Below are 21,289 nucleotides of genomic sequence, written 5' to 3'. Positions count from 1 at the left end.
CTCAGACTCCCGCCTTGTACGCCATGAGGAAGTCCGCGACGTCACTGACCCTCAGCAGGTCACCGACCTTGTCGTCGGGCACCGACAGACCGAAGTTTTTTTCGACGGCCGCCAGCAGGTCGATGCGGGTCAGGGAGTCCAGGCCGAGGTTCTCGAAGCTGGCGTCGGCGGTGACCTCGCTCCCCTCCAGGTCCGGGGCGGTGCGCAGGGTGAGGTTGATGATCTCGACGATGATTTCGTCTCTGGTCATGGTCGTTCCTTCTCTGTGCGGAGTGGGCTTGCGGAAGGGCGGGTCGGGGAACCGGACAGGTCCTAGGGCAGGTCGACGACCTGGCCGGCGTAGGTCAGGCCGGCACCGAAGCCGAGCAGCAGGACCTTGTCGCCGGGGGTGGCACGGCCGCTGTCCTTGAGGCGGCTGAGCGCCAGCGGCACGCTGGCCGCCGAGGTGTTGCCGGTGTCGACGACGTCGTTGACGACGCGGTCCTGCGGCAGTCCCAGGTTGTCCGTCAGGGTGCGGATGATCCGGTTGTTGGCCTGGTGCGGCACGAACCAGGCGATGTCCTCCAGGGCGATGCCGGCCGCGGCGCACGCCCGGTGGGCCACGTCCGGCATGGTGGCGGTCGACCACTTGTAGACCAGGGGGCCGTTCATGGTGACGTACTCGCGGCCGTCGGCCTTCTCCGTGATGCCGAGCACCTCGTGCCGCGCCCCGTCGCTGCCCCACACCGCCGGGCCGATGCCGGCCGTCTCGGAGCGGGACACCACGGCCGCGCCGGCGCCGTCACCGAAGATGACGAAGGTGTCCGGGTCGTTCGGGTCGATCCACTCGCTGGTCCGCTCGGCGCCGATGACCAGCGCGTGCCGCGCCTCGCCGAGCCGCACCGCGTTGGAGGCCATGGCCAGGGAGTAGGTGAAGCCGGCGCAGACCGCGTTCAGGTCGTAGGCGCCGGAGTTGGGCAGGCCGATGCGGCTGGCGACCTCGGGCGCCACGCCGGGCATGCGGACGCGGCGGGTGGCGCTGGCCACGATGGTGAGGTCCACCTCGGCCGGGTCGATGTCGGCCTCGACCACCGCCTTCTCCCCGGCGGCCGCGGCCATCGCGGCGATGGTCTCCTGCTCGTCCGCGTGGTGGCGGGTGCTGATGCCGGTGCGGCTCTCGATCCACTCCGGGGAGACGGTGGTCCGCTGCGACAGTTCCTCGTTGGACACGAGGCGGGCGGGTCGGTAGACGGCGAGGGAGGCTATGCGTGATCCGTGTGTGGTGAGCATCTCTCTTCCCAACTGCGGGTCGGGTGGACGGACTCGTGCGGCGCGGACCGCGACGTGCGTGCCCGCGTCGGGGCGTTTCAGGTGTCGGACGGCTCCGCCATGGCCACGGCGATCCGCCGGGGACCGGTGAACGGTTCGCGGGCGTGCGCGGCGAGCATGTTGTCGACGATCAGTACGTCGTCGCGCTGCCAGTCGAAGCGGACGGACGCGCCGCGGTAGCAGCCGCGCAGGTGATCCAGCACGTCGTCGGGGATGGCGCCGCCGTCGCCGTAGAACGTGTGGGTCGGCAGGTCATCGTCGTCGAAGATCGCGCGCAGTCCCGCGCCGACCTCCTCGGGCAGCGTGCTGGTGTGGAAGAACGTGGCGTGGTTGAACCACACCTCCTCGCCGCTGGCCGGGTGCCGGTGCACCGCGCGGCGGATCGCGGTGGTGCGCAGCCCGCCGTCGGGCCGCCACTCGGCCTCGATGCGCCGCTCGGCGCAGTACGCGACCACGGCGTCCCGGTCGGAGGTGTTGAACGCCTCCTGCCAGGGCACGCCGAACCCGGTGTGGAAGTTGCGCACCACCTGCCAGCCGCGCGCCTCGAACTCGGCCCGCACCTGCGGGTCGACCGCGGCCAGCACCCGCCGGATGTCGGCCAGCGGCGTCGCCCCCAGGGTGGTGGGCGGCTCCACGCAGTAGAAGTACAGCGTGCGCGGCCACACCGCCTGGTACGAGTTCTCGTTGTGCAGGAAGATCTCCTCCGCCGGCGGGTAGTCCGTCGACGTGTAGACCTGTCCCTTGATGGTGGAGCGGGGCGAGGAGCGTTCGGCGTAGGCCAGCGGGGGCGTGCCGGAGAAGGCGCGCACGGTCTGGTCGAAGCCGTCGACACCGCCCACGTCGAAGCCGCGCAGGAGCAGTGCCCCGCGCCGGGCGAGGAGGGCGCGCAGTTCGGCGCGGTGCTCGGTGAGGTAGGTGTGGATGCCGGTGCCGGGGGCGTCCGGCCGGCACAGGCCGGGCACGGTTCCGGTGCCCAGCCAGCCGGCGGGGGTCTCTTCCGGGGTGATGGTCATGGTCAGCTCGCTTGGTCGTCGCGGAGTCCGGGGCCGTGAGGCCCGGGTTCGGGGACCGTGGGGTCAGTCGGACATCGCGACCAGCACCCGGCGGTCGCCCGTGTAGGGACGCCGGCCGTGCGCCAGCAGCAGGTTGTCGATGAGCAGCAGGTCGCCGGCGCGCCAGTCGACGTCGACCGCGTTCTCCAGGCCCCGGTCGCGGATCTGCGCCACGTACTCGGCGGGGATGGGGCTGCCGTCGGCGAACGACACCGACTGCGGCAGCTCGTCCTCGGGGAGAATCTGCGCGAGTTCCTGCGCGGTGTCGTCGCCGAGGCCGGCCGGGTGCCACTGGTCGGCCTGGTTGAACCACACCTCCGTGCCGGTCACCGGGTGGACGGTGGTGGCGGGGCGCAGCGACTCGACGCGCAGGCTGCCGTCGCGCCGCCAGGTCCACTCGGCGCCCGCGCCCTTCAGGAACGCCTCCACCTCGGCCCGGTCGGAGGTCTCGAAGGTGTCCTGCCAGCTCTTGCCGAGGCCGTAGCCGTCGTGCAGGTTCTGGACGTAGCGCACCCCGCCGGCGAAGGCGCCTTGGACCTCCGCGTCCAGCGACCGGAGCCACAGCGCCGCGTCGAGCACGGGAGTGGCACCGCCCGAACCGGGGGTGATCTGGCAGAAGAACGCCAGCCGGGCGGGCCAGGCGTGGGCGTAGCTCATCTCGTTGTGCATCGAGATGGTGTACTCCTGCGGATACTCCGTCGAGGTGTACACGTTGCCCCCGACCTTGGTGCGCGGGGAGTTGCCGTGCACGTAGGCCAGCCGGTTCGGCAGCAGCCGGTCCAGCACCGGGTCCAGGGTGTCGGGCGTGATGCCGAAGCCGCGGAACACCAGCGCCTTCGCCCGCGTCAGCGCTCCGGTCAGACCCCCTTCCAGGGCGTCCACCCGCCGCAGCAGCTCCTCGGGGCCGCCGCCCTCGGCCGCTTCGATCTCCGTCGGTGCCCAGGCCGCGGTATTCGCCATGTCACCTCTCCTCTCACTGTCGTGTCGGTGCGGTGTGTCGGTGCGGTGCGTCGGCTCAGGCCGGCCGGGCCACCGGGAGACGGGCCAGCCGCTCCGCGATGTCCGCGGTCAGCTCCGCCTCCCGGGGCGCGAGGTAGAAGTGGTCGCCTGGGAAGGAGCGCACGGTGAAGTCGCCGCCGGTCAGCTCCGACCAGGCCTCCACGCCCGGCCGGGCGACCCCCGGGTCGCGGTCGCCGAGGTACGCCACCATCGGGGCCCGCAGCACGGGCGGCCGCTTCCTGCCGTACGTCTCGATGAGCCGGTAGTCCGCCCGCAGCACCGGCAGCAGCAGCTCCCGCAGCTCGGGTACGGCGTAGGCGTCACCGCCGAGGGTGCCCAGCCGGGTCACCCCGGCCACCAGTACGTCGTCCGCCGCCCGGTGCAGCGCGGTGGGCCTGGTGACGTGCGGCGCGGCCCGGCCGGAGAGCAGCAGCAGGGCCGGTCCGGCGCCGTCGGTCGCCGGGTCTTCCAGGCGCAGAGCGACCTCGTAGGCCACCGCCGCGCCCATGCTGTGGCCGAAGAGGACCAGCGGCAGGTCGTGCAGCGGGGCGAGCGCCTCGGAGATCCGGCCGGCCAGTTCGTCCATCGTCTCGACGCAGGGCTCGTTCATCCGCTCCTGGCGGCCCGGATAGCGCACCGCGAGGAGTTCGACGTCGGCGGGCAGCCGGGACGCCCAGCCGTGGAAGAGCCGGGCGTTGCCCCCGGCGTGCGGGAAGCACACCAGGCGCACGCGCGGCGCGAGGGCCCCCCGGTAGTGGCGGAACCAGATCTCCGGCCCGCTCACAGCGCCATGCCGCCGTCGATCCGCACCACCTGGCCGGTGATGTACGCGGCCTGCGGCGAGACCAGGTAGGAGACGAGGGAGGCGACCTCCTCGGGGGTGCCGAAGCGGGCCAGCGGGATGCGGCCGATGGCGTCCTTGGCGACCGACTCGGGGACCCCGGCGACCATCTCGGTGTCGATGAATCCCGGGGCGACCGCGTTGGCCCGGACGCCGTACCGGCCGAACTCCTTGGCCAGCGCCTGGGTGAGGCCGATGATGCCGGCCTTCGACGCCGAGTAGTTGGTCTGCCCGGCGTTGCCGACCACGCCGGCCACCGAGGACAGCGTGACCACGGTGCCCTCGCGGCGCCGGATCATCGACCTGACCACGGAGCGCAGCAGGTTGTAGGTCCCGTCGAGGTTGGTGCGCAGCACGGAGTCCCACTCGTCGTCCTGCATCAGCGCCAGCGGACGGTCACGGGTGATGCCGGCGGACGTCACGACGGCCGTCACCGGGCCGAGGCCCGACTCGACGTCGGCGACGAAGGCCCGCACCCCGGCCCGGTCGGCGACGTCCACGCGGCGGGTCAGCACCCGGCGGCCCGCGGCGCGGATCTCCTTGGCGACCTGCTCGGCCGCGCTCTCGTCGGACCGGTAGCAGATCGCGACGTCGAAACCGTCGTTCGCGAGCCGGGTGGCGACCGCCCGCCCGATCCCCCGCGACCCTCCGGTCACCAGCGCGATCTGCCCGGACTGCTCCGGCATCTGTTCCCCAAGCTCCGGCATCTTTCCCCCATCCGTTCGGATGGGTCGAGCGTGTGTTCGCGGGCTATATCTGGCCTATACGGCACCCTGCATCCGGCGCCCCGCCCCGCGCCCCGCGTACGCCGGCCGCACTCGGCGGCGAGGCGGTCGAGGTGCCCCGGCGGGCCGGCCCCGGCCCGCGACCGGCGGCGACCTCTCATCCCGGCCAGGCGCCGGGTGAGAGCAACGTTCCCTTCCGGTCATCGGCAGCCCCACCGGCCCGAAACGCGTCCTGACTAGGTTCGCGGCAACCGAGCTGTGGAGCACCGTGGAGGCGTCATGACAGTCCCTGGCCGCCGCTGGATCCAGCACTGGGATCCGGAGGACGAGACCTTCTGGAAGGAGACGGGGGAGCCGGTCGCCCGGCGGAACCTGTTCTTCTCCGTCCTCTCCGAGCACATCGGGTTCTCGGTCTGGACGCTGTGGTCGGTGCTGGTGCTCTTCATGGGGCCGGAGTACGGGCTGACGCCGGCCGACAAGTTCCTGCTGACGTCCGTGGTGACGCTGGTCGGCGCGGTCGTGCGGGTGCCGTACACCTTCGCGGTCGCGGTCTTCGGCGGGCGGAACTGGACGATCATCTCCGCCGGGCTGCTGCTCGTACCGACCGTCGCCGCCTTCGCGGTCATGGAGCCGGGGACGTCCTTCTCGACGTTCCTCCTGGTCGGGCTGCTGGCCGGCATCGGCGGCGGCAACTTCGCGTCCTCCATGACCAACATCAACGCCTTCTTCCCGCTCAGGAAGAAGGGCTGGGCACTCGGTCTCAACGCGGGTGGCGGCAACATCGGCGTGCCGGTGATCCAGCTGACCGCCCTCGCCATCATCGGGGCGGGCGGCGGGCCCCGGGTGCTGCTCGGCATCTACATTCCGCTGATCCTGGTGGCCGCCGTCCTCGCCGCCTGCTTCATGGACAACCTCGCCTCCGTGAAGAACGACACCGGGGCCGCCAAGGACGCCGCCCGGGACGGCCACACCTGGATCATGTCCGTGCTGTACATCGGCACCTTCGGATCCTTCATCGGCTACAGCTTCGCCTTCGGGCAGGTGCTGACCACCCAGTTCGGGCGGACCCCGCTCCAGGCGGCCTACCTCACCTTCATCGGCCCGCTGCTCGGCTCCCTGATCCGGCCGCTGGGCGGCAGGCTCGCCGACCGGTACGGCGGCGCGCGGATCACGCTGTGGAACTTCGTCGCCATGGCCGTCGCCACCGCCGTGCTCGTCGCGGCCAGCATGGCCAAGTCGCTCGCGCTGTTCGTCGCCGTGTTCGTGGTGCTGTTCGTGCTCAGCGGGCTCGGCAACGGCTCGACGTTCAAGATGATCCCGGGCATCTTCCAGAACAAGGCGCTGGCCAGGGGGCTGACGGGGGAGGAGGCCGTGGCGTACGGGCGGCGGCTCTCCGGTGCCTCCATGGGCCTGATCGGCGCGGTCGGCGCGCTCGGCGGCGTCGCCATCAACCTCGCCTTCCGGCAGTCCTTCCTCTCGGTCGGCTCCGGCACCGGCGCCTTCGTCGCGTTCCTCGCCTTCTACGCCGTCTGCTTCGTCGTCACATGGGCGGTATACCTTCGCCGCCCGGCCGTACGGACACCGGACGGCCCGGCGGACCCGGCCGGGACGGAGAGCCGGCTCAGCTACGCCGAGGTATGACGTAACACTGGTGACATGCGACGGAACCGAGTCCGTCACGCACCGTTGACAGGCTCGGTCGCCGTGCAGGCAGTACGACGACCGGGACGATCGGGACGAGAGTGATGGACGACGAACAGCAGCGACCCGAGCACGGCCCCCTCGCCGGCTTCACCGTGGGCGTGACCGCCGCCCGCCGGGCCGACGAACTGGGCGCTCTGCTCCAGCGGCGCGGCGCCGCCGTCCTGCACGCACCGGCGCTCAGGATCGTGCCGCTCGCCGACGACAGCGAGTTGCTGGCCGCGACCGAACAGCTCATCGACCAGGCCCCGGACGTCGTGGTGGCCACCACCGCCATCGGATTCCGCGGGTGGGTGGAGGCCGCCGACGGGTGGGGGCTCGGCGACGCCCTGCTGGAGCGGCTGGGCGCCGTGGAGCTGCTCGCGCGCGGGCCCAAGGTCAAGGGCGCGGTCCGGGCCGCCGGACTGACGGAGAAGTGGTCGCCGGCGTCCGAGTCCATGGCCGAGGTGCTGGACCGGCTCCTGGAGCAGGGCGTCGACGGCCGCCGGATCGCCGTACAGCTGCACGGTGAGCCCCTGCCGGGGTTCGTGGAGGCGCTGAAGGCGGCGGGTGCCGAGGTCGTGGGCGTGCCCGTCTACCGGTGGCTGCCGCCGGAGGACCTCGGCCCCGTGGACCGGTTGCTGGACGCCGCCGTCTCGCGGGGCGTGGACGCCGTGACCTTCACCAGCGCGCCCGCCGCCGCGTCGTTCCTGTCCCGCGCCGAGGAGCGCGGCCTGCTGCCCGAGCTGCTCGCCGCGCTCGGCCACGACGTGCTGCCCGCCTGTGTCGGCCCGGTGACCGCGGTACCGCTCCAGGCGCACGGCGTCGACACGGTCCAGCCCGAACGGTTCCGGCTCGGACCCCTGGTCCAGCTGCTCTGCCAGGAACTCCCCTCCCGGGCCCGGGTGTTGCCCGTCGCCGGGCACCGGCTGGAGGTGCGCGGCCACGCGGTCCTCGTCGACGGGGAGCTCAAGGCCGTGCCGCCCGCCGGCATGTCCCTGCTGCGGGCCCTGTCCCACCGGCCCGGCTGGGTCGTCCCCCGCGCGGAACTCCTGCGCGCCCTGCCGGGCACCGGCCGCGACGAACACGCCGTCGAGACGGCGATGGCCCGCCTGCGCACGTCCCTCGGCGCCCCCAAGCTGATCCAGACGGTGGTGAAACGCGGCTACCGCCTCGCCCTGGACCCGGCGACCGACGCCAAGTACACGGACGGGTGAGCCGGCGCGCACGGCACCGCACGGGTGCGGTCCCCGTGCTGCGCGCCGGCCAGTGGGAGGCAAGGCGCGGGCCGGCCACCGAGTCCGGGGCGCGGTGACGGCCGTCGGCGCCGGGCCCCGTCCGTCGCGCCGCCCCTGCTCCGGCCGGGGCCGGTACGGGGGGTTCCGGGTGCGGGAACGGGCAGGCACTGTAGAGGGAGCGGTTTCCCTGCTCCCCTCTCCGGCCCGCCCCACCGGGCAACCAAGGCGGTGACAGGAACATGGCACTGGTTACGGCCACCGGCCCGTACGAGCTGCGGTTCGACACCGGGCGGATCTGCCTGGACCTCGTCGCCACCACCCACCCCGCCGAGCGCCTCGTCTCCGTCGCGGCGCTCGGCGCCTGGATCACCGGGTCCGGACTCGTCCCGCCAGGCACACCGCTGACCCACGCCGACGCCTCCTGGCTCACCGGCTTCCGCGAACTGCGTTGCCAGACCGCCCGGTTGGTCCGCGCCCTGCCGGTCCCCGGCGCACCCCCGTACGGCCACGCGCTGGCCCGCGTCAACGCCCTCGCCGCCGCCGCGCCCCCCGCCCCGCGCGCGGTGCGCGGTGAGGACGGGGTGCTGGTACGGGTGTTGACCGGCCCGCCGGAGTGCGCGGCGCTGCTCGGCGCCCTCGCCCGGGACGCCGTGGATCTGCTCACCGACCCCGTCGCGCGGGCGAGCCTCAGGCAGTGCGAGGGCGACAACTGCCCCATCGTGTACGTCGACACCTCCCGCGGCCGCCGCCGGCGCTGGTGCTCCAGCGAGGTCTGCGGCAACCGGGAACGCGTCGCCCGGCACCGCAGGCGCGCCGCCCTCGCCCGGTAAGTCCGGCCGCGTCCCGTTCGGTACGCCCTCCCGGGAAAAACCGTCGGCCCGCTTTGAACACCCCGCACCCCGCGTCCGTACCGGATGGACGAGCGACCGACTGGGGGAACCCCCGGACATCGGAGGTGGGCGTGCGCAAGGATTCCGTCGTGGCCGGTGAACGTGGTGCGAGGGCCCGACATCGCATGTCCCAGTCGTCCTCGGAACCCGACGAGGAGCTGATGCGCGCCCTGTACCGGGAGCACGCGGGCCCCTTGCTGGCGTACGTGCTGCGGCTGGTCGCGGGGGACCGGCAGCGCGCCGAGGACGTCGTCCAGGAGACGCTCATCCGTGCCTGGAAGAACGCCGGTCAGCTCAACCGTGCGACCGGATCGGTACGCCCCTGGCTGGTGACGGTCGCACGGCGCATCGTCATCGACGGCCACCGCAGCCGGCAGGCCCGGCCGCAGGAGGTCGATCCGTCGCCGCTGGAGGTCATCCCCGCGGAGGACGAGATCGACAAGGCGCTGTGGCTGATGACGCTGTCGGACGCGCTCGACGACCTGACCCCGGCTCACCGGGAGGTCCTCGTCGAGACGTACTTCAAGGGGCGTACCGTCAACGAGGCGGCGCAGACACTGGGCATACCCAGCGGCACCGTGCGCTCCCGGGTGTTCTACGCCCTGCGTTCGATGAAGCTGGCTCTGGAGGAGCGGGGGGTGACGGCGTGATGAGCGGGTACGGGGGAGTTCAGGGATTCGGCGGGGGATTCGGCCCGGGCGATACGGGTAATTCTGTCCCCATGCAGGGATCACCGGCGCCGAACGAGCACGAGACCGTCGGCGCCTACGCCCTCGGCATCCTCGACGACGCGGAGGCCACCGCCTTCGAGGCCCACCTCGCCGGCTGCGAGTGGTGCGCCCAGCAGCTCGACGAGCTGGCCGGCATGGAACCCATGATGGCCGCCCTCGCCGACCTCCCGGGCACCGGAACGCCCGCGATCGCCGAGTCGCTGACGGCGAAGCCGAGCCCGCGGCTCGCGGAGAAGCTGGTCGACGAGGTCGCCGAGCGCCGGGCGGGCAAGCGGCGCCGCAACTTCTACCTGGTGGGCACCGCCGCCGCGCTGATCATCGGCGGCCCGTTCGCCGCCGTGGCGACCACGGACGGCGGCGGTGACGACGGCGGCGGGAAGAAGACCGAGGCGACGCGGCAGGCGGGCAGCCCCGCCGAGTCGGCCTTCGCCGAGATGCCCGACCGGGTCACCGCCACCGACCCCGCCACCCGGGTCAGCGCGACCGTCGCCCTGGAGAAGAAGGCCTGGGGCACCGAGGCGGTCCTGGAGCTGAAGAACGTCAAGGGCCCCCAGAAGTGCTCCCTGATCGCGGTCGGCAAGAACGGCGAGCGGGAGACGCTCAGCTCCTGGACGGTCCCGGACTGGGGCTACGGCATCCCGGGCGCCACCACCGAGAAGGCGAAGAAGCCGCTCTACGTGCACGGCGGCGCCGCCTTCGCACCCAACCAGATCGACCACTTCGAGGTCATGACCTTCGACGGCGAGCGGCTGGTGGAGGTGGACGCGTAAGCCCGGCCGGCGGCTCGGACGGCGTCACCCGCCGGGCCGGCCGCCAAAGCCCCGGCAGCGGCGGGCGAACGGCTCGCGTGGGCGGCCCGGCGGAGTGGGGCCGGGCCCGCCGTCGGGGCGTGGGCGGTGACGTCGGCGCGGCCCCGCCGCCCATGCGCCGAGGCGGGGCGAGCGGCGGCCCGGTGCGTGCTCGTCGCGTCATCCGCCGGACGGTCCCCGGCCGCGCCGTGGCTTCCGGCGTCCCCTTCGCGTACCTTTGACGGCTGCCCAGCACGTCAGAAGGGGGCCCGGTGGCCGCACAGGCGCAACAGGACTCAGCGGTCGACTCGGTGCGCGACTCCGTACGGGAGGAGTCCGTGCGGGAGGATTCCGTACGGGACCGAGAGATCAGCGTGGAACAGGCACACCTGGACCGGGTGTACCGCCGCCTCGGGGAGAAGATCCACGAGGCCGAGTTCCTCATGAACGACGCCGCGCAGCGCGGCCAGGTCGGCACGCCCGGCGCGCTGGCCGAGCGCGACGCGCAGGTCTTCCGGGCCGGCGTCCACCTCAGCCGCCTGAACAACGAGTTCGAGGACTTCCTCTTCGGCCGCATCGACCTGCTCCTCGGCAAGGACGGCAAGAAGGGCCCCGACGGCGCCTACACCGCCGTCGAGCCCGCCGAGGGCGCGCTGCGAGCCGACAACACCGCCGACATCGCCGAGACCCTGCACATCGGCCGCATCGGCGTCCTGGACGAGGACTACGCCCCGCTGGTCATCGACTGGCGGGCGCCCGCCGCCGCGCCCTTCTACCGGTCCACGCCGGTCGACCCGGGCCGGGTCGTGCGGCGCCGGGTGATCCGCTCCAAGGGGCGGCGCGTCCTCGGCGTCGAGGACGACCTGATGCGGCCCGAGGTCAGGGCGAGCCTGGACGGCGAGGAGCTGGCCGTCGTCGGCGACGGCGCCCTGATGGCCGCCCTCGGCCAGGCCCGCACCCACTCCATGCGGGACATCGTCGCCTCCATCCAGGCCGAGCAGGACCTGGTCATCCGCGCCCCCGCCGCCTCCGTGACCTACGTCGAGGGCGGCCCCGGCACCGGCAAGACCGCCGTCGCCCTGCACCGCGCCGCCTACCTGCTCTACCAGGACCGGCGCCGTTACTCCGGCGGCATCCTCATCGTCTCGCCGACCCCGCTGCTGGTGGCGTACACCGAGGGCGTGCTGCCCTCCCTCGGCGAGGAGGGGCAGGTGGCCGTCCGCGCCATCGGCTCCCTGGTCGACGGCGCCGAGGCCACCCTTTACGACTCGCCGGCCACCGCCCGCGCCAAGGGTTCCTCGCGCATGCTGAAGGTGCTGCGCCGGGCCGCGCGCGGGGCGCTGGAGCCGGAGGGGTCGCCGACGCTGCTGCGGGTCGTCGCCTTCGGCCGCCGCCTCGAACTGGAGGCCGAGGAGCTGGCCGGCATCCGCCGCACCGTGCTCGGCGGCACCGCGCCCGTCAACCTGCTGCGCCCTCGTGCCCGCAGGCTGCTCCTGGACGCCCTGTGGGCCAAGTCGGGCGCCGCCGGCCGGCACTCCGACCCGGAGCTGGCCGCCGAGCTGCGGTCCTCCTTCGACGAGGACGTCAGCACGGAGGACTCCTTCCTCGCCTTCCTCGACGCCTGGTGGCCCGAGCTGACCCCGGCCGCCGTACTGACGGCGATGGCGGACGAGCGGCAGCTGGGCCGCTGGTCGCGGCGCGTGCTGAACCCGGGCGAGGCCCGCAAGGTGGCCCGCTCGCTGCGGCGCGAGGGGTACTCCGTGCACGACATCGCCCTGCTCGACGAGCTCCAGGCGGTCCTCGGCGCCCCGGCCCGCCCCCGCAAGCGGCGCGAGCTGGACCCGCTGGACCAGCTCACCGGCCTGGAGGAGCTGATGCCGCAGCGCGAGGAGACCCAGCGGGAGCGCGCCGAGCGCCTCGCGCAGGAGCGCACCGAGTACGCGCACGTCATCGTGGACGAGGCCCAGGACCTCACGCCCATGCAGTGGCGCATGGTCGGCCGCCGGGGCCGGCACGCCACCTGGACGGTCGTCGGCGACCCGGCCCAGTCCTCCTGGTCCGACCCCGACGAGGCGGCGGCGGCCCGCGACGAGGCCCTGGGCACCCGCCCGCGCCGCCGCTTCGAGCTGACCGTGAACTACCGCAACCCGGCCGAGATCGCCGAGCTGGCGGCGAAGGTGCTGGCCCTCGCCATGCCGGGCTCCACCTCCCCGGCGTCCGTCCGCTCGACGGGCGTGGAACCGCGTTTCGCGGTCGTACGGGAGGCGCTGGAGGAGACGGTCCGGGCGGAGGCCGCCCGGCTGCTGGACCTCGTCGACGGCACCGTCGGCGTCGTGGTCGCCATGAACCGCCGCGAGGAGGCCCGGCGCTGGCTGGCCGGGCTCGGCGACCGCGTGGTGGCGCTGGGCAGCCTGGAGGCCAAGGGCCTGGAGTACGACGCCACGGTCGTGGTCTCCCCGGCCGAGATCGCCGACGAGTCGCCCGCCGGGCTGCGCGTGCTGTACGTCGCGCTCACCCGGGCCACCCAGCAGCTGACGGTCGTCTCCGGCGAGCGCGACGAACCGGACGCCGCGGGGGTGCCGGACCTGCTGCGGGACTGAGCCACCGGAACACGCGAGAGGCCCGCGCCGTCGGACGGCGCGGGCCTCTCGTCTTCGTTTGAGTGGCACCGACCCGCCATGCTCGCCTCGCGGCAAGTGGTCGCTCGTAGCGACGATGGTTGGGCCCGGGGGCTTGGATCGAGCCGGTGCCACGTCCAAGGTAACAAACGATCCCCGCAAGACAATTCCCGTCCCGCGGGTTCCTTCGCGGACCTCCTCGGCCGGTTCCGGGACCCTCTTCCCTCGACGCCCAACTTCTCGTATGGTGGAAGTCGTTTTCCGAAACCGACGGTCTCCGGTGTGGACGGCGCGCGAACATAAAGTTCGCAATCCGGGGCGGCTACCACGTACTCGGTGGTAGGTGCGACGATCGGACGGCACAACCCAGTTACACGGTGAAAGCAGAGGAAGTCGGCCATGGCAACGGCGCCCAGCGTCTCCTACTCGATGACGGTCAGGCTGGAGGTGCCCGCCGGTGGAACCGCGGTCTCGCAGCTCACCACGGCGGTCGAGTCCTCCGGAGGCTCCGTCACCGGCCTCGACGTCACGGCGTCCGGCCACGACAAGCTCCGGATCGACGTCACCATCGCCGCCGGCTCGACCTCGCACGCCGACGAGATCGTGGAGCGCCTGCGCGGCATCGAGGGCGTGAGCCTGGGCAAGGTCTCGGACCGTACCTTCCTCATGCACCTCGGCGGCAAGATCGAGATGGCGTCCAAGCACCCCATCCGCAACCGCGACGACCTCTCCATGGTCTACACGCCGGGCGTGGCCCGCGTCTGCATGGCGATCGCCGAGAACCCCGAGGACGCCCGCCGCCTCACCATCAAGCGCAACTCCGTTGCGGTCGTGACGGACGGCTCCGCGGTGCTCGGCCTCGGCAACATCGGGCCGAAGGCCGCGCTGCCGGTGATGGAGGGCAAGGCGGCCCTGTTCAAGCGGTTCGCCGGCATCGACGCCTGGCCGATCTGCCTGGACACCCAGGACACCGACGCGATCGTCGAGATCGTCAAGGCCATCGCCCCGGGCTTCGCCGGCATCAACCTGGAGGACATCTCCGCGCCGCGCTGCTTCGAGATCGAGGCCCGCCTGCGCGAGGCCCTGGACATCCCGGTCTTCCACGACGACCAGCACGGCACCGCCATCGTCGTCCTGGCCGCCCTGACCAACGCCCTGCGCGTGGTGGACAAGCCGATCGAGAACGTCCGGGTCGTCATGTCCGGTGCCGGCGCCGCCGGTACGGCCATCCTCAAGCTGCTGCTGGCCGCGGGCGTCAAGAACGCCGTCGTCGCCGACATCCACGGTGTCGTGCACGCGGGCCGCGCCGACCTGGTCGACGCCGCCCCGGAGTCGGCGCTGCGCTGGATCGCCGACAACACCAACCCCGAGGGCCTCACCGGCACCCTCAAGGAGGCCGTGCACGGCGCGGACGTCTTCATCGGCGTCTCCGCTCCCAACGTCCTGGACGGCGACGACGTGGCCGCCATGGCGGACGGCGCGATCGTGTTCGCGCTCGCGAACCCGGACCCCGAGGTCGACCCGGCCGTCGCCCGCCAGAGCGCGGCGGTCGTGGCCACCGGCCGCTCGGACTTCCCGAACCAGATCAACAACGTGCTGGTCTTCCCGGGCGTCTTCCGCGGCCTGCTGGACGCCCAGTCCCGCACGGTCAACACCGAGATGATGCTGGCCGCCGCGCACGCCCTGGCGGACGTGGTGACCGAGGACGAGCTCAACCCGAACTACATCATCCCGAGCGTCTTCAACGACAAGGTCGCCGGCGCGGTCGCGGGTGCCGTCCGCGAGGCGGCCAAGGCGGCCGGAGTGGTGGCGTAGGTCTCCCCGACGGGGGCAGGCGGTCCGTGCCGTGGTGACGAGGAACACCACGGCGGGCCGCCCCACCGGCGCGTCGCGGAACGGCGGGCCTCGTGCCGCCCTCTAGGGTGGCGCAAGGCTCAGGCCCTCTCCATCGTGTGACTCCCAAGGGTGTTCTCACGACTCCTGGGGGTGCCGGATTGGCTTTACCGCCGCAGGTGGAGGCAGGATGCCTCCCTGGGCGCGAGGGTCTGACGACCGACCCGGGTCCGGGGAGTGTCCGAGGCCCCTGGCAGCATCGGCATCGCTGTGCCCATCATGCGGCTCCGCCGCGTGGCACGCCTCAACGGCAAGAAGAACACGGGAGTAACAACATGAACCGCAGTGAGCTGGTGGCCGCGCTGGCCGACCGCGCCGAGGTGACCCGCAAGGACGCCGACGCCGTGCTGGCCGCGTTCGCCGACGTCGTCGGCGACATCGTCTCCAAGGGCGACGAGAAGGTCACCATCCCCGGCTTCCTGACCTTCGAGCGCACCCACCGTGCCGCTCGCACCGCCCGCAACCCGCAGACCGGCGAGCCGATCCAGATCCCGGCCGGCTACAGCGTCAAGGTCTCGGCGGGCTCGAAGCTCAAGGAAGCCGCCAAGGGCAAGTAAGCGCTCCGCTCGGAGTGCCGGGGGCTGCGCGGATCGTTCGTTCGGGACGCGGTCGTTTCGCGGCCGCGGGTCGTCCGTGGCTGGTCGCGCAGTTCCCCGCGCCCCTTTCAGGGGCGTTTCACTCAACGCCGATGGGGCGGTCACCCGGGACCGGGTGACCGCCCCATCGGCGTTGTGCTGCCCTTTCAGCCGAGTGCCTTGCCCGGCAGTTCCACCTTCGCGCCGAGCTCGACGAGCTTGTCCAGGAAGTTCTCGTAGCCGCGGTTGATCAGGTCGATGCCGTGGACCCGGGAGGTGCCCTGGGCCGCGAGGGCGGCGATCAGGTACGAGAAGCCGCCGCGCAGGTCGGGGATGACCAGGTCGGCGCCCTCCAGCTTGGTCGGGCCGGAGACGACGGCCGAGTGCAGGAAGTTGCGCTGGCCGAAGCGGCAGTCGGAGCCGCCCAGGCACTCGCGGTAGAGCTGGATGTGGGCGCCCATCTGGTTGAGCGCGGAGGTGAAGCCGAGGCGGGACTCGTAGACCGTCTCGTGGACGATGGACAGGCCCGTCGCCTGCGTCAGGGCGACCACCAGGGGCTGCTGCCAGTCCGTCTGGAAGCCGGGGTGCACGTCCGTCTCCAGGGCGATGGACTTCAGCTGCCCGCCCGGGTGCCAGAAGCGGATGCCCTCGTCCTCGATCTCGAAGGCGCCGCCCACCTTCCGGAAGGTGTTCAGGAACGTCATCATCGACCGCTGCTGGGCGCCGCGGACGTAGACGTTGCCCTCGGTCGCCAGCGCCGCCGAGGCCCAGGAGGCGGCCTCCAGGCGGTCCGAGAGGGCGCGGTGGTTGTAGCCGCCGAGCTCGTCCACACCGGTGACGCGGATGGTGCGGTCGGTGTCCATCGCGATGATCGCGCCCATTTTCTGCAGGACGCAGATCAGGTCCTCGATCTCGGGTTCCACCGCCGCGTTGGACAGCTCGGTGACGCCCTCGGCGAGCACCGCCGTCAGCAGCACCTGCTCGGTCGCGCCGACGGAGGGGTACGGCAGCCGGATCTTGGTGCCGCGCAGCCGCTGCGGGGCCTCCAGGTACTGGCCGTCCGCACGCTTCTCGATCTTCGCGCCGAACTGCCGCAGCACCTCGAAGTGGAAGTCGATGGGCCGGCCGCCGATGTCGCACCCGCCCAGGCCCGGGATGAAGGCGTGCCCGAGGCGGTGCAGCAGCGGGCCGCAGAACAGGATCGGGATGCGCGACGAACCCGCGTGGGCATCGATGTCGGCGACGTTCGCGCTCTCCACGTGCGAGGGGTCCATCACCAGCTCGCCGGGCTCCTCACCCGGGCGGACGGTCACCCCGTGCAGTTGCAGCAGCCCGCGTACGACCCGCACGTCGCGGATGTCCGGCACGTTGCGCAGCCGGCTCGGCGCACTGCCCAGCAGGGCCGCCACCATGGCCTTCGGCACGAGGTTCTTCGCACCGCGGACCCGGATCTCGCCCTCCAGCGGGGTCCCGCCGTGGACAAGCAGTACGTCATCAGCGCCGTTGACGGTCATGAATCTCGCGTTCCGTGGGGTTCGGGCAGGGGCCAGAAGGGAAAGGGTAATCGCCTTGTACCCCTGCCGAGTAAGCCTGCGCAGGGTCTGGCGACGTCATGGATTTGTCACAACACGTGGCGTTCGCCGGCGCGCACGGGGGGTCACGACCGCGGAGCGTGCGCGGGGTGCGTGTTCACCCTCGTGCCCCCGATTGCCTCCCCACGACGGGGGAAGATGCGGGATCATGTCAGGCATGACCGAGGTGTCCTCGCTCACGGGGCGGCTGCTCGTGGCAACGCCCGCCCTGGCGGACCCGAACTTCGAGCGTGCGGTGGTGCTGCTCCTCGACCACGACGAGGAGGGCTCCCTCGGTGTCGTCCTCAACCGTCCCACGCCGGTCGACGTCGGCGACATCCTGGAGGGCTGGGCGGACCTGGCGGGCGAGCCCGGCGTCGTCTTCCAGGGCGGCCCGGTCTCCCTCGACTCGGCGCTCGGCGTCGCCGTGGTCCCCGGCGGGGCGTCCGGCGAGCGGGCGCCGCTGGGCTGGCGCCGGGTGCACGGGGCGATCGGTCTGGTCGACCTGGAGGCGCCGCCGGAGCTGCTGGCGCCGGCCGTGGGCGCCCTGCGGATCTTCGCCGGGTACGCGGGCTGGGGCCCCGGCCAGCTGGAGGACGAGCTGGGGGACGGCGCCTGGTACGTGGTCGAGTCCGAGCCCGGCGACGTCTCCTGCCCCATACCCGAGAAGCTCTGGCGCGAGGTGCTGCGCCGCCAGCGGGGCGACCTGGCCATGGTGGCGACGTATCCGGACGACCCGTCGCTCAACTGAAGCGTGTGAGCTTCAGTACCCTTGGCGGTTATGAGCACTCTCGAGCCCGAGCGCGGGACTGGTACGGGGACCCTCGTAGAGCCGACGCCGCAGACCTCCCACGGCGACGGTGACCACGAGCGCTTCGCCCATTACGTCCAGAAGGACAAGATCATGGCGAGTGCCCTCGACGGCACCCCCGTCGTGGCGCTGTGCGGCAAGGTCTGGGTACCGGGCCGCGACCCGAAGAAGTACCCGGTCTGCCCCATGTGCAAGGAGATCTACGAGTCCATGAGCGGCGGCGGGGACGAGGGCAAGGACGGCGGCAAGAAGTAGCCGCCCTGCCCGTACAGACCCTCTGAACTTCCCGAAGGCCCCCGGAGTGTGCCCGCGCGCACTCCGGGGGCCTTCGCGTTGTCACGAAGTGGTTGAGACCTCTTGTGGACATGTTCATGTACTCCATAACCTCCTGGATGTTGTGCAGAGCGAAACCGTCATTGCGTATGTTGCAACGCACGTCCGGAGGATCACTCCATGAAGCTCGCCCCACGCCTGGCCGTACTGCTGGCCGCCGCCGTCGTCACCGCGACCGCCTGCGCCCCCCAGACCTCCGACAACTCCTCCTCCGGCAAGGACGAGAAGACCGGGACGCTGAGGGTCTGGCTCTTCCAGGAGGTCAACAACGCGCCGAAGGAGAAGGTCGTCGACGCGGTCCTCGCCGGCTTCGAGAAGGCCCACGAGGACACGAAGGTCACCGTCGAGTACATCCCGGTCGAGACCCGCGCCCAGCGCATCAAGGCCGCCTTCAACGACCCCGGCAGCGCCCCCGACGTCATCGAGTACGGCAACACCGACACCGCCGGGTACGTGAAGGACGGCGGACTCCTCGACGTCACCGGGGAGTTCGAGGCCTGGGACGAGGCGAAGGACACCGACCCCACCGCCCGCCAGTCGGTCACCGTGGACGGCAAGGTCTACGGAGCCCCTTACTTCGTCGGCGTCCGCGCCCTGTACTACCGCACCGACGTCTTCGACGAGCTCGGCCTGAAGGCCCCCACGTCGATGGACGAGCTGGCGACCACCGCGAACAAGATCCGGGCCGCCAAGCCCGGCCTGTACGGCATCGCCGTCGGCGGCGCCTACACCTACGGCGCGATGCCCTTCGTCTGGGCCCACGGCGGCGAACTCGCCACCGGCAAGGGCGGCTCGTACGCCTCCGCCGTCGACGGCGCCGCCGCCCGCGAGGGCATAGAGGCGTACACCTCCCTCTTCGGCGACGACAACTGCCCCGCCGCCAAGTGCGCCGGCATGGGCGGCAACGACACCGTCACGGCGTTCGCCTCCGGCAAGGCGGCCATGGCGATCGCGGGCGACTTCAGCCGCCAGGCCGTGGAGGCGGGCGAGGCCAAGGGCAAGTACGCGGTCGTGCCGCTGCCCGGTGTGGAGCCCGGCTCGATCGCCCCGGCCTTCGCGGGCGGCAACAACATCGGCGTACTCAAGTCCACCTCCCACCGCACCCTCGCCGTGGACCTGATGAAGCGGCTCGCGTCGAAGCGGGCGCAGGGCGAACTGTTCGACGCGATGGGCTTCCTGCCCACCTTCACGGACGTACGGCAGCGGGTCGCGGCCGAGGAGCCGTTCGTGAAGCCGTTCGTCGACACGCTCGCCGCGGGCACGAAGTTCGTGCCGGCCTCGCCGGCCTGGGCGACGATCGACTCCTCGCAGGTGCTGCCGACGATGTTCCAGGAGGTGGTGAGCGGCAAGAAGGACGTCGGCGCTGCCGCTGGGGACGCGGCTCGGAAGATGGACGACGCGTTTGGCTCCGCCGGATGAGTGGGGCGCCCTCCAGCCCGGGGGGTGCGGTGGGTTCGCGGGTGCGGGTCGTTCGTGGCTGGTCGCGCAGTTCCCCGCGCCCCTGTCGGGGCGCTTCCCGTACGCCCTGGTTGTATCTCGCCCCTGCTCTTGTCGTCCTTGGCGGGTTGCTCGTCTACCCCGTCTACCAGCTCGGGCTGATCTCCTTCCTGGAGTACACGCAGGCACAGGTCAGCGGTGGGGAGCCCACCACCTTCCGGGGGTTCGGGAACTACGCCGAGCTGTTCGGGGACCCGCAGTTCTGGCGGGTGCTGGTGGCCACCGTCGTGTTCGCGGCGGCCTGTGTGGTGTCGACGCTGGCCGTCGGGTGCGCGCTCGCCGTGCTGCTCACGCGGGTGCGGGCCGTGCCGCGGCTGGTGCTGATGCTCGCCGCGCTGGGCGCCTGGGCGACCCCGGCGGTGACCGGGTCGACGGTGTGGCTGCTGCTGTTCGACCCGGACTTCGGGCCGGTCAACCGGCTGCTCGGGCTCGGCGACCACTCCTGGACGTACGGGCGCTACAGCGCCTTCGCCCTCGTCCTGCTCGAAGTGGTGTGGTGCTCGTTCCCGTTCGTCATGGTGACCGTGTACGCCGGTATCCGCGCGGTGCCGGGCGAGGTGCTGGAGGCCGCCGCGCTCGACGGCGCCTCGCAGTGGCGGATCTGGCGGTCGGTGCTGGCGCCCATGCTGCGGCCCATCCTGGTCGTCGTCACCATCCAGTCGGTGATCTGGGACTTCAAGGTCTTCACCCAGATCTACGTCATGACGAACGGCGGCGGCATCGCCGGGCAGAACCTCGTCCTGAACGTCTACGCCTACCAGAAGGCGTTCGCGTCCTCGCAGTACAGCCTCGGCTCGGCGATCGGCGTCGTCATGCTGCTGATCCTGCTCGCCGTGACGCTGGTCTACCTGCGGCTGCTGCGCCGCCAGGGGGAGGAACTGTGAATCTTCCGCTGTGGCCTCCGCGCCCGCGGGTGCGCCGTCCGTGGCGGCTGGCGGCCGAGGCGTCGGCGCTGGTGATCGCCGTCGTGGTGGCCTTCCCGCTGTACTGGATGGTGCTGAGCGCCTTCAAACCGGCCGGGGAGATCGAGTCGAGCGAGCCGCGGCCGTGGACGCTGACGCCCACCCTGGATTCCTTCCGGCGGGTCTTCGGGCAGCAGGAATTCGGCCGCTACTTTCTCAACAGTCTGCTCGTGGCCGGCACCGTCGTGGTCGCCTCGGCGCTCATCGCGTTCCTCGCGGCGACCGCGGTGACGCGTTTCCGGTTCCGTTTCCGGACCACCCTGCTGATCATGTTCCTGGTGGCCCAGATGGTGCCCGTGGAGGCGCTCACCATCCCGCTGTTCTTCCTCATGCGGGACTTCGGGCAGCTGAACACGCTGGGTTCGCTGATCCTGCCCCACATCGCCTTCTCGCTGCCCTTCGCGATCTGGATGCTGCGGGGTTTCGTGAAGGCCGTGCCGGAGGCCTTGGAGGAGGCCGCCTACATCGACGGGGCGAGCCGGACGCGCTTTCTGTGGCAGATCCTTTTCCCGCTGGTCTTCCCGGGGCTGGTGGCCACCAGCGTCTTCTCGTTCATCTCGACCTGGAACGACTTCCTGTTCGCCAAGTCGTTCATCATCAGCGACACCTCCCAGTCGACGCTGCCGATGGCGCTGCTGGTCTTCTACAAGCCGGACGATCCCGACTGGGGCGGAGTGATGGCGGCCTCCACGGTGATGACGATTCCGGTGCTGGTCTTCTTCGTACTCGTGCAACGACGACTCGTCTCCGGCCTCGGCGGAGCGGTTAAGGACTGAC

The 21,289-nt window shown here is 71.9% G+C and carries 20 protein-coding genes; 13 read left to right on the top strand and 7 right to left on the bottom strand.

Annotated features, from left to right (window positions below; translation table 11 throughout):
* Position 1: 1 nt before the first annotated feature.
* The 6 genes from M6G08_RS05755 to fabG all read right to left on the bottom strand — a co-directional run bounded on the left by M6G08_RS05755 (position 2) and on the right by fabG (position 4,907).
* The gene (locus M6G08_RS05755) at positions 2 to 250 is read right to left on the bottom strand and encodes an acyl carrier protein (RefSeq protein WP_073723685.1); all 249 of its coding nucleotides are present in this window, start codon (positions 248 to 250) and stop codon (positions 2 to 4) included.
* 62 nt (positions 251 to 312) lie between these two features.
* On the bottom strand, positions 313 to 1,269 hold the full coding sequence (locus tag M6G08_RS05750; RefSeq protein WP_272586104.1) for a beta-ketoacyl-ACP synthase III: 957 nt from the start codon (positions 1,267 to 1,269) through the stop codon (positions 313 to 315).
* Between the two features lie 77 nt (positions 1,270 to 1,346).
* On the bottom strand, positions 1,347 to 2,321 hold the full coding sequence (locus M6G08_RS05745; RefSeq protein WP_272586103.1) for a TauD/TfdA family dioxygenase: 975 nt from the start codon (positions 2,319 to 2,321) through the stop codon (positions 1,347 to 1,349).
* Between the two features lie 63 nt (positions 2,322 to 2,384).
* Positions 2,385 to 3,320 carry a TauD/TfdA family dioxygenase gene (locus tag M6G08_RS05740; protein WP_272586102.1) on the bottom strand — a complete coding sequence of 312 codons (936 nt, stop codon included), beginning with the start codon at positions 3,318 to 3,320 and terminating at the stop codon, positions 2,385 to 2,387.
* A gap of 55 nt (positions 3,321 to 3,375) precedes the next feature.
* Positions 3,376 to 4,143, bottom strand: coding sequence for a thioesterase II family protein (locus tag M6G08_RS05735; RefSeq protein WP_272586101.1), 768 nt, complete (start codon positions 4,141 to 4,143; stop codon positions 3,376 to 3,378).
* Positions 4,140 to 4,907 (bottom strand): 3-oxoacyl-[acyl-carrier-protein] reductase, encoded by a 768-nt coding sequence (gene fabG / locus M6G08_RS05730; protein ID WP_241846894.1) that lies wholly within the window; start codon positions 4,905 to 4,907, stop codon positions 4,140 to 4,142. The genes M6G08_RS05735 and fabG overlap by 4 nt, the downstream gene beginning before the upstream one ends.
* Before the next feature lie 297 nt (positions 4,908 to 5,204).
* Here fabG and M6G08_RS05725 point away from each other — a divergent pair, with 297 nt between their 5' ends.
* The 8 genes from M6G08_RS05725 to M6G08_RS05690 all read left to right on the top strand — a co-directional run bounded on the left by M6G08_RS05725 (position 5,205) and on the right by M6G08_RS05690 (position 15,320).
* On the top strand, positions 5,205 to 6,566 hold the full coding sequence (locus tag M6G08_RS05725; protein WP_272586100.1) for a nitrate/nitrite transporter: 1,362 nt from the start codon (positions 5,205 to 5,207) through the stop codon (positions 6,564 to 6,566).
* A 104-nt stretch (positions 6,567 to 6,670) separates the two neighbouring features.
* Positions 6,671 to 7,822, top strand: coding sequence for a uroporphyrinogen-III synthase (locus M6G08_RS05720; protein WP_272586099.1), 1,152 nt, complete (start codon positions 6,671 to 6,673; stop codon positions 7,820 to 7,822).
* 260 nt (positions 7,823 to 8,082) lie between these two features.
* On the top strand, positions 8,083 to 8,673 hold the full coding sequence (locus M6G08_RS05715) for a CGNR zinc finger domain-containing protein (protein ID WP_272586098.1): 591 nt from the start codon (positions 8,083 to 8,085) through the stop codon (positions 8,671 to 8,673).
* Between the two features lie 185 nt (positions 8,674 to 8,858).
* Positions 8,859 to 9,383 (top strand): sigma-70 family RNA polymerase sigma factor, encoded by a 525-nt coding sequence (locus M6G08_RS05710; RefSeq protein ID WP_007450155.1) that lies wholly within the window; start codon positions 8,859 to 8,861, stop codon positions 9,381 to 9,383.
* A gap of 71 nt (positions 9,384 to 9,454) precedes the next feature.
* The gene (locus M6G08_RS05705) at positions 9,455 to 10,234 is read left to right on the top strand and encodes a zf-HC2 domain-containing protein (RefSeq protein ID WP_272586097.1); all 780 of its coding nucleotides are present in this window, start codon (positions 9,455 to 9,457) and stop codon (positions 10,232 to 10,234) included.
* A gap of 290 nt (positions 10,235 to 10,524) precedes the next feature.
* A complete protein-coding gene (locus tag M6G08_RS05700; protein WP_272586096.1) occupies positions 10,525 to 12,852 on the top strand; it encodes a HelD family protein in 2,328 nt (775 codons plus the stop codon).
* Positions 12,853 to 13,269: 417 nt separating this feature from the next.
* Positions 13,270 to 14,685: an NAD-dependent malic enzyme gene (locus M6G08_RS05695; protein WP_217245783.1), complete on the top strand. Its 1,416-nt coding sequence runs from the start codon at positions 13,270 to 13,272 to the stop codon at positions 14,683 to 14,685.
* Positions 14,686 to 15,038: 353 nt separating this feature from the next.
* Complete coding sequence (locus tag M6G08_RS05690) at positions 15,039 to 15,320, top strand: HU family DNA-binding protein (protein WP_003990598.1); 282 nt, start codon at positions 15,039 to 15,041, stop codon at positions 15,318 to 15,320.
* A gap of 185 nt (positions 15,321 to 15,505) precedes the next feature.
* On the opposite strand, the gene murA is transcribed toward M6G08_RS05690, so the two are convergent.
* Positions 15,506 to 16,852 carry a UDP-N-acetylglucosamine 1-carboxyvinyltransferase gene (gene murA, locus M6G08_RS05685; RefSeq protein ID WP_272586095.1) on the bottom strand — a complete coding sequence of 449 codons (1,347 nt, stop codon included), beginning with the start codon at positions 16,850 to 16,852 and terminating at the stop codon, positions 15,506 to 15,508.
* A gap of 235 nt (positions 16,853 to 17,087) precedes the next feature.
* On the opposite strand from murA, the gene M6G08_RS05680 reads away from it, so the two are divergent.
* From M6G08_RS05680 to M6G08_RS05660, 5 genes are all read left to right on the top strand, one after another.
* A complete protein-coding gene (locus M6G08_RS05680) occupies positions 17,088 to 17,660 on the top strand; it encodes a YqgE/AlgH family protein (protein ID WP_272586094.1) in 573 nt (190 codons plus the stop codon).
* A 30-nt stretch (positions 17,661 to 17,690) separates the two neighbouring features.
* Positions 17,691 to 17,975 carry a DUF3039 domain-containing protein gene (locus M6G08_RS05675; protein ID WP_073723657.1) on the top strand — a complete coding sequence of 95 codons (285 nt, stop codon included), beginning with the start codon at positions 17,691 to 17,693 and terminating at the stop codon, positions 17,973 to 17,975.
* 198 nt (positions 17,976 to 18,173) lie between these two features.
* Positions 18,174 to 19,472 (top strand): extracellular solute-binding protein, encoded by a 1,299-nt coding sequence (locus M6G08_RS05670; RefSeq protein ID WP_272586093.1) that lies wholly within the window; start codon positions 18,174 to 18,176, stop codon positions 19,470 to 19,472.
* On the top strand, positions 19,469 to 20,434 hold the full coding sequence (locus tag M6G08_RS05665; RefSeq protein WP_272586092.1) for a carbohydrate ABC transporter permease: 966 nt from the start codon (positions 19,469 to 19,471) through the stop codon (positions 20,432 to 20,434). The genes M6G08_RS05670 and M6G08_RS05665 overlap by 4 nt, the downstream gene beginning before the upstream one ends.
* A complete protein-coding gene (locus M6G08_RS05660) occupies positions 20,431 to 21,288 on the top strand; it encodes a carbohydrate ABC transporter permease (protein WP_272586091.1) in 858 nt (285 codons plus the stop codon). Before M6G08_RS05665 ends, M6G08_RS05660 begins: the two co-directional genes overlap by 4 nt.
* Position 21,289: the final 1 nt, after the last annotated feature.

Source organism: Streptomyces sp. M92 (assembly GCF_028473745.1).
Lineage (GTDB): Bacteria > Actinomycetota > Actinomycetes > Streptomycetales > Streptomycetaceae > Streptomyces.
Note: the sequence above shows the minus strand (reverse complement) of the source record. Positions and strands in the feature narration are given on the sequence as shown.

Excerpts from the sequence above, each read along its gene's own strand:
- M6G08_RS05755 (WP_073723685.1), bottom strand. The coding sequence starts at position 250 with ATGACCAGAGACGAAATCATCGTCGAGATCATCAACCTCACCCTGCGC.
- M6G08_RS05750 (WP_272586104.1), bottom strand. The coding sequence starts at position 1,269 with ATGCTCACCACACACGGATCACGCATAGCCTCCCTCGCCGTCTACCGA.
- M6G08_RS05745 (WP_272586103.1), bottom strand. The coding sequence starts at position 2,321 with ATGACCATCACCCCGGAAGAGACCCCCGCCGGCTGGCTGGGCACCGGA.
- M6G08_RS05740 (WP_272586102.1), bottom strand. The coding sequence starts at position 3,320 with ATGGCGAATACCGCGGCCTGGGCACCGACGGAGATCGAAGCGGCCGAG.
- fabG (WP_241846894.1), bottom strand. The coding sequence starts at position 4,907 with ATGCCGGAGCTTGGGGAACAGATGCCGGAGCAGTCCGGGCAGATCGCG.
- M6G08_RS05725 (WP_272586100.1), top strand. The coding sequence starts at position 5,205 with ATGACAGTCCCTGGCCGCCGCTGGATCCAGCACTGGGATCCGGAGGAC.
- M6G08_RS05720 (WP_272586099.1), top strand. The coding sequence starts at position 6,671 with ATGGACGACGAACAGCAGCGACCCGAGCACGGCCCCCTCGCCGGCTTC.
- M6G08_RS05715 (WP_272586098.1), top strand. The coding sequence starts at position 8,083 with ATGGCACTGGTTACGGCCACCGGCCCGTACGAGCTGCGGTTCGACACC.
- M6G08_RS05710 (WP_007450155.1), top strand. The coding sequence starts at position 8,859 with ATGTCCCAGTCGTCCTCGGAACCCGACGAGGAGCTGATGCGCGCCCTG.
- M6G08_RS05705 (WP_272586097.1), top strand. The coding sequence starts at position 9,455 with ATGCAGGGATCACCGGCGCCGAACGAGCACGAGACCGTCGGCGCCTAC.
- M6G08_RS05695 (WP_217245783.1), top strand. The coding sequence starts at position 13,270 with ATGGCAACGGCGCCCAGCGTCTCCTACTCGATGACGGTCAGGCTGGAG.
- M6G08_RS05690 (WP_003990598.1), top strand. The coding sequence starts at position 15,039 with ATGAACCGCAGTGAGCTGGTGGCCGCGCTGGCCGACCGCGCCGAGGTG.
- murA (WP_272586095.1), bottom strand. The coding sequence starts at position 16,852 with ATGACCGTCAACGGCGCTGATGACGTACTGCTTGTCCACGGCGGGACC.
- M6G08_RS05680 (WP_272586094.1), top strand. The coding sequence starts at position 17,088 with ATGACCGAGGTGTCCTCGCTCACGGGGCGGCTGCTCGTGGCAACGCCC.
- M6G08_RS05675 (WP_073723657.1), top strand. The coding sequence starts at position 17,691 with ATGAGCACTCTCGAGCCCGAGCGCGGGACTGGTACGGGGACCCTCGTA.
- M6G08_RS05670 (WP_272586093.1), top strand. The coding sequence starts at position 18,174 with ATGAAGCTCGCCCCACGCCTGGCCGTACTGCTGGCCGCCGCCGTCGTC.
- M6G08_RS05665 (WP_272586092.1), top strand. The coding sequence starts at position 19,469 with ATGAGTGGGGCGCCCTCCAGCCCGGGGGGTGCGGTGGGTTCGCGGGTG.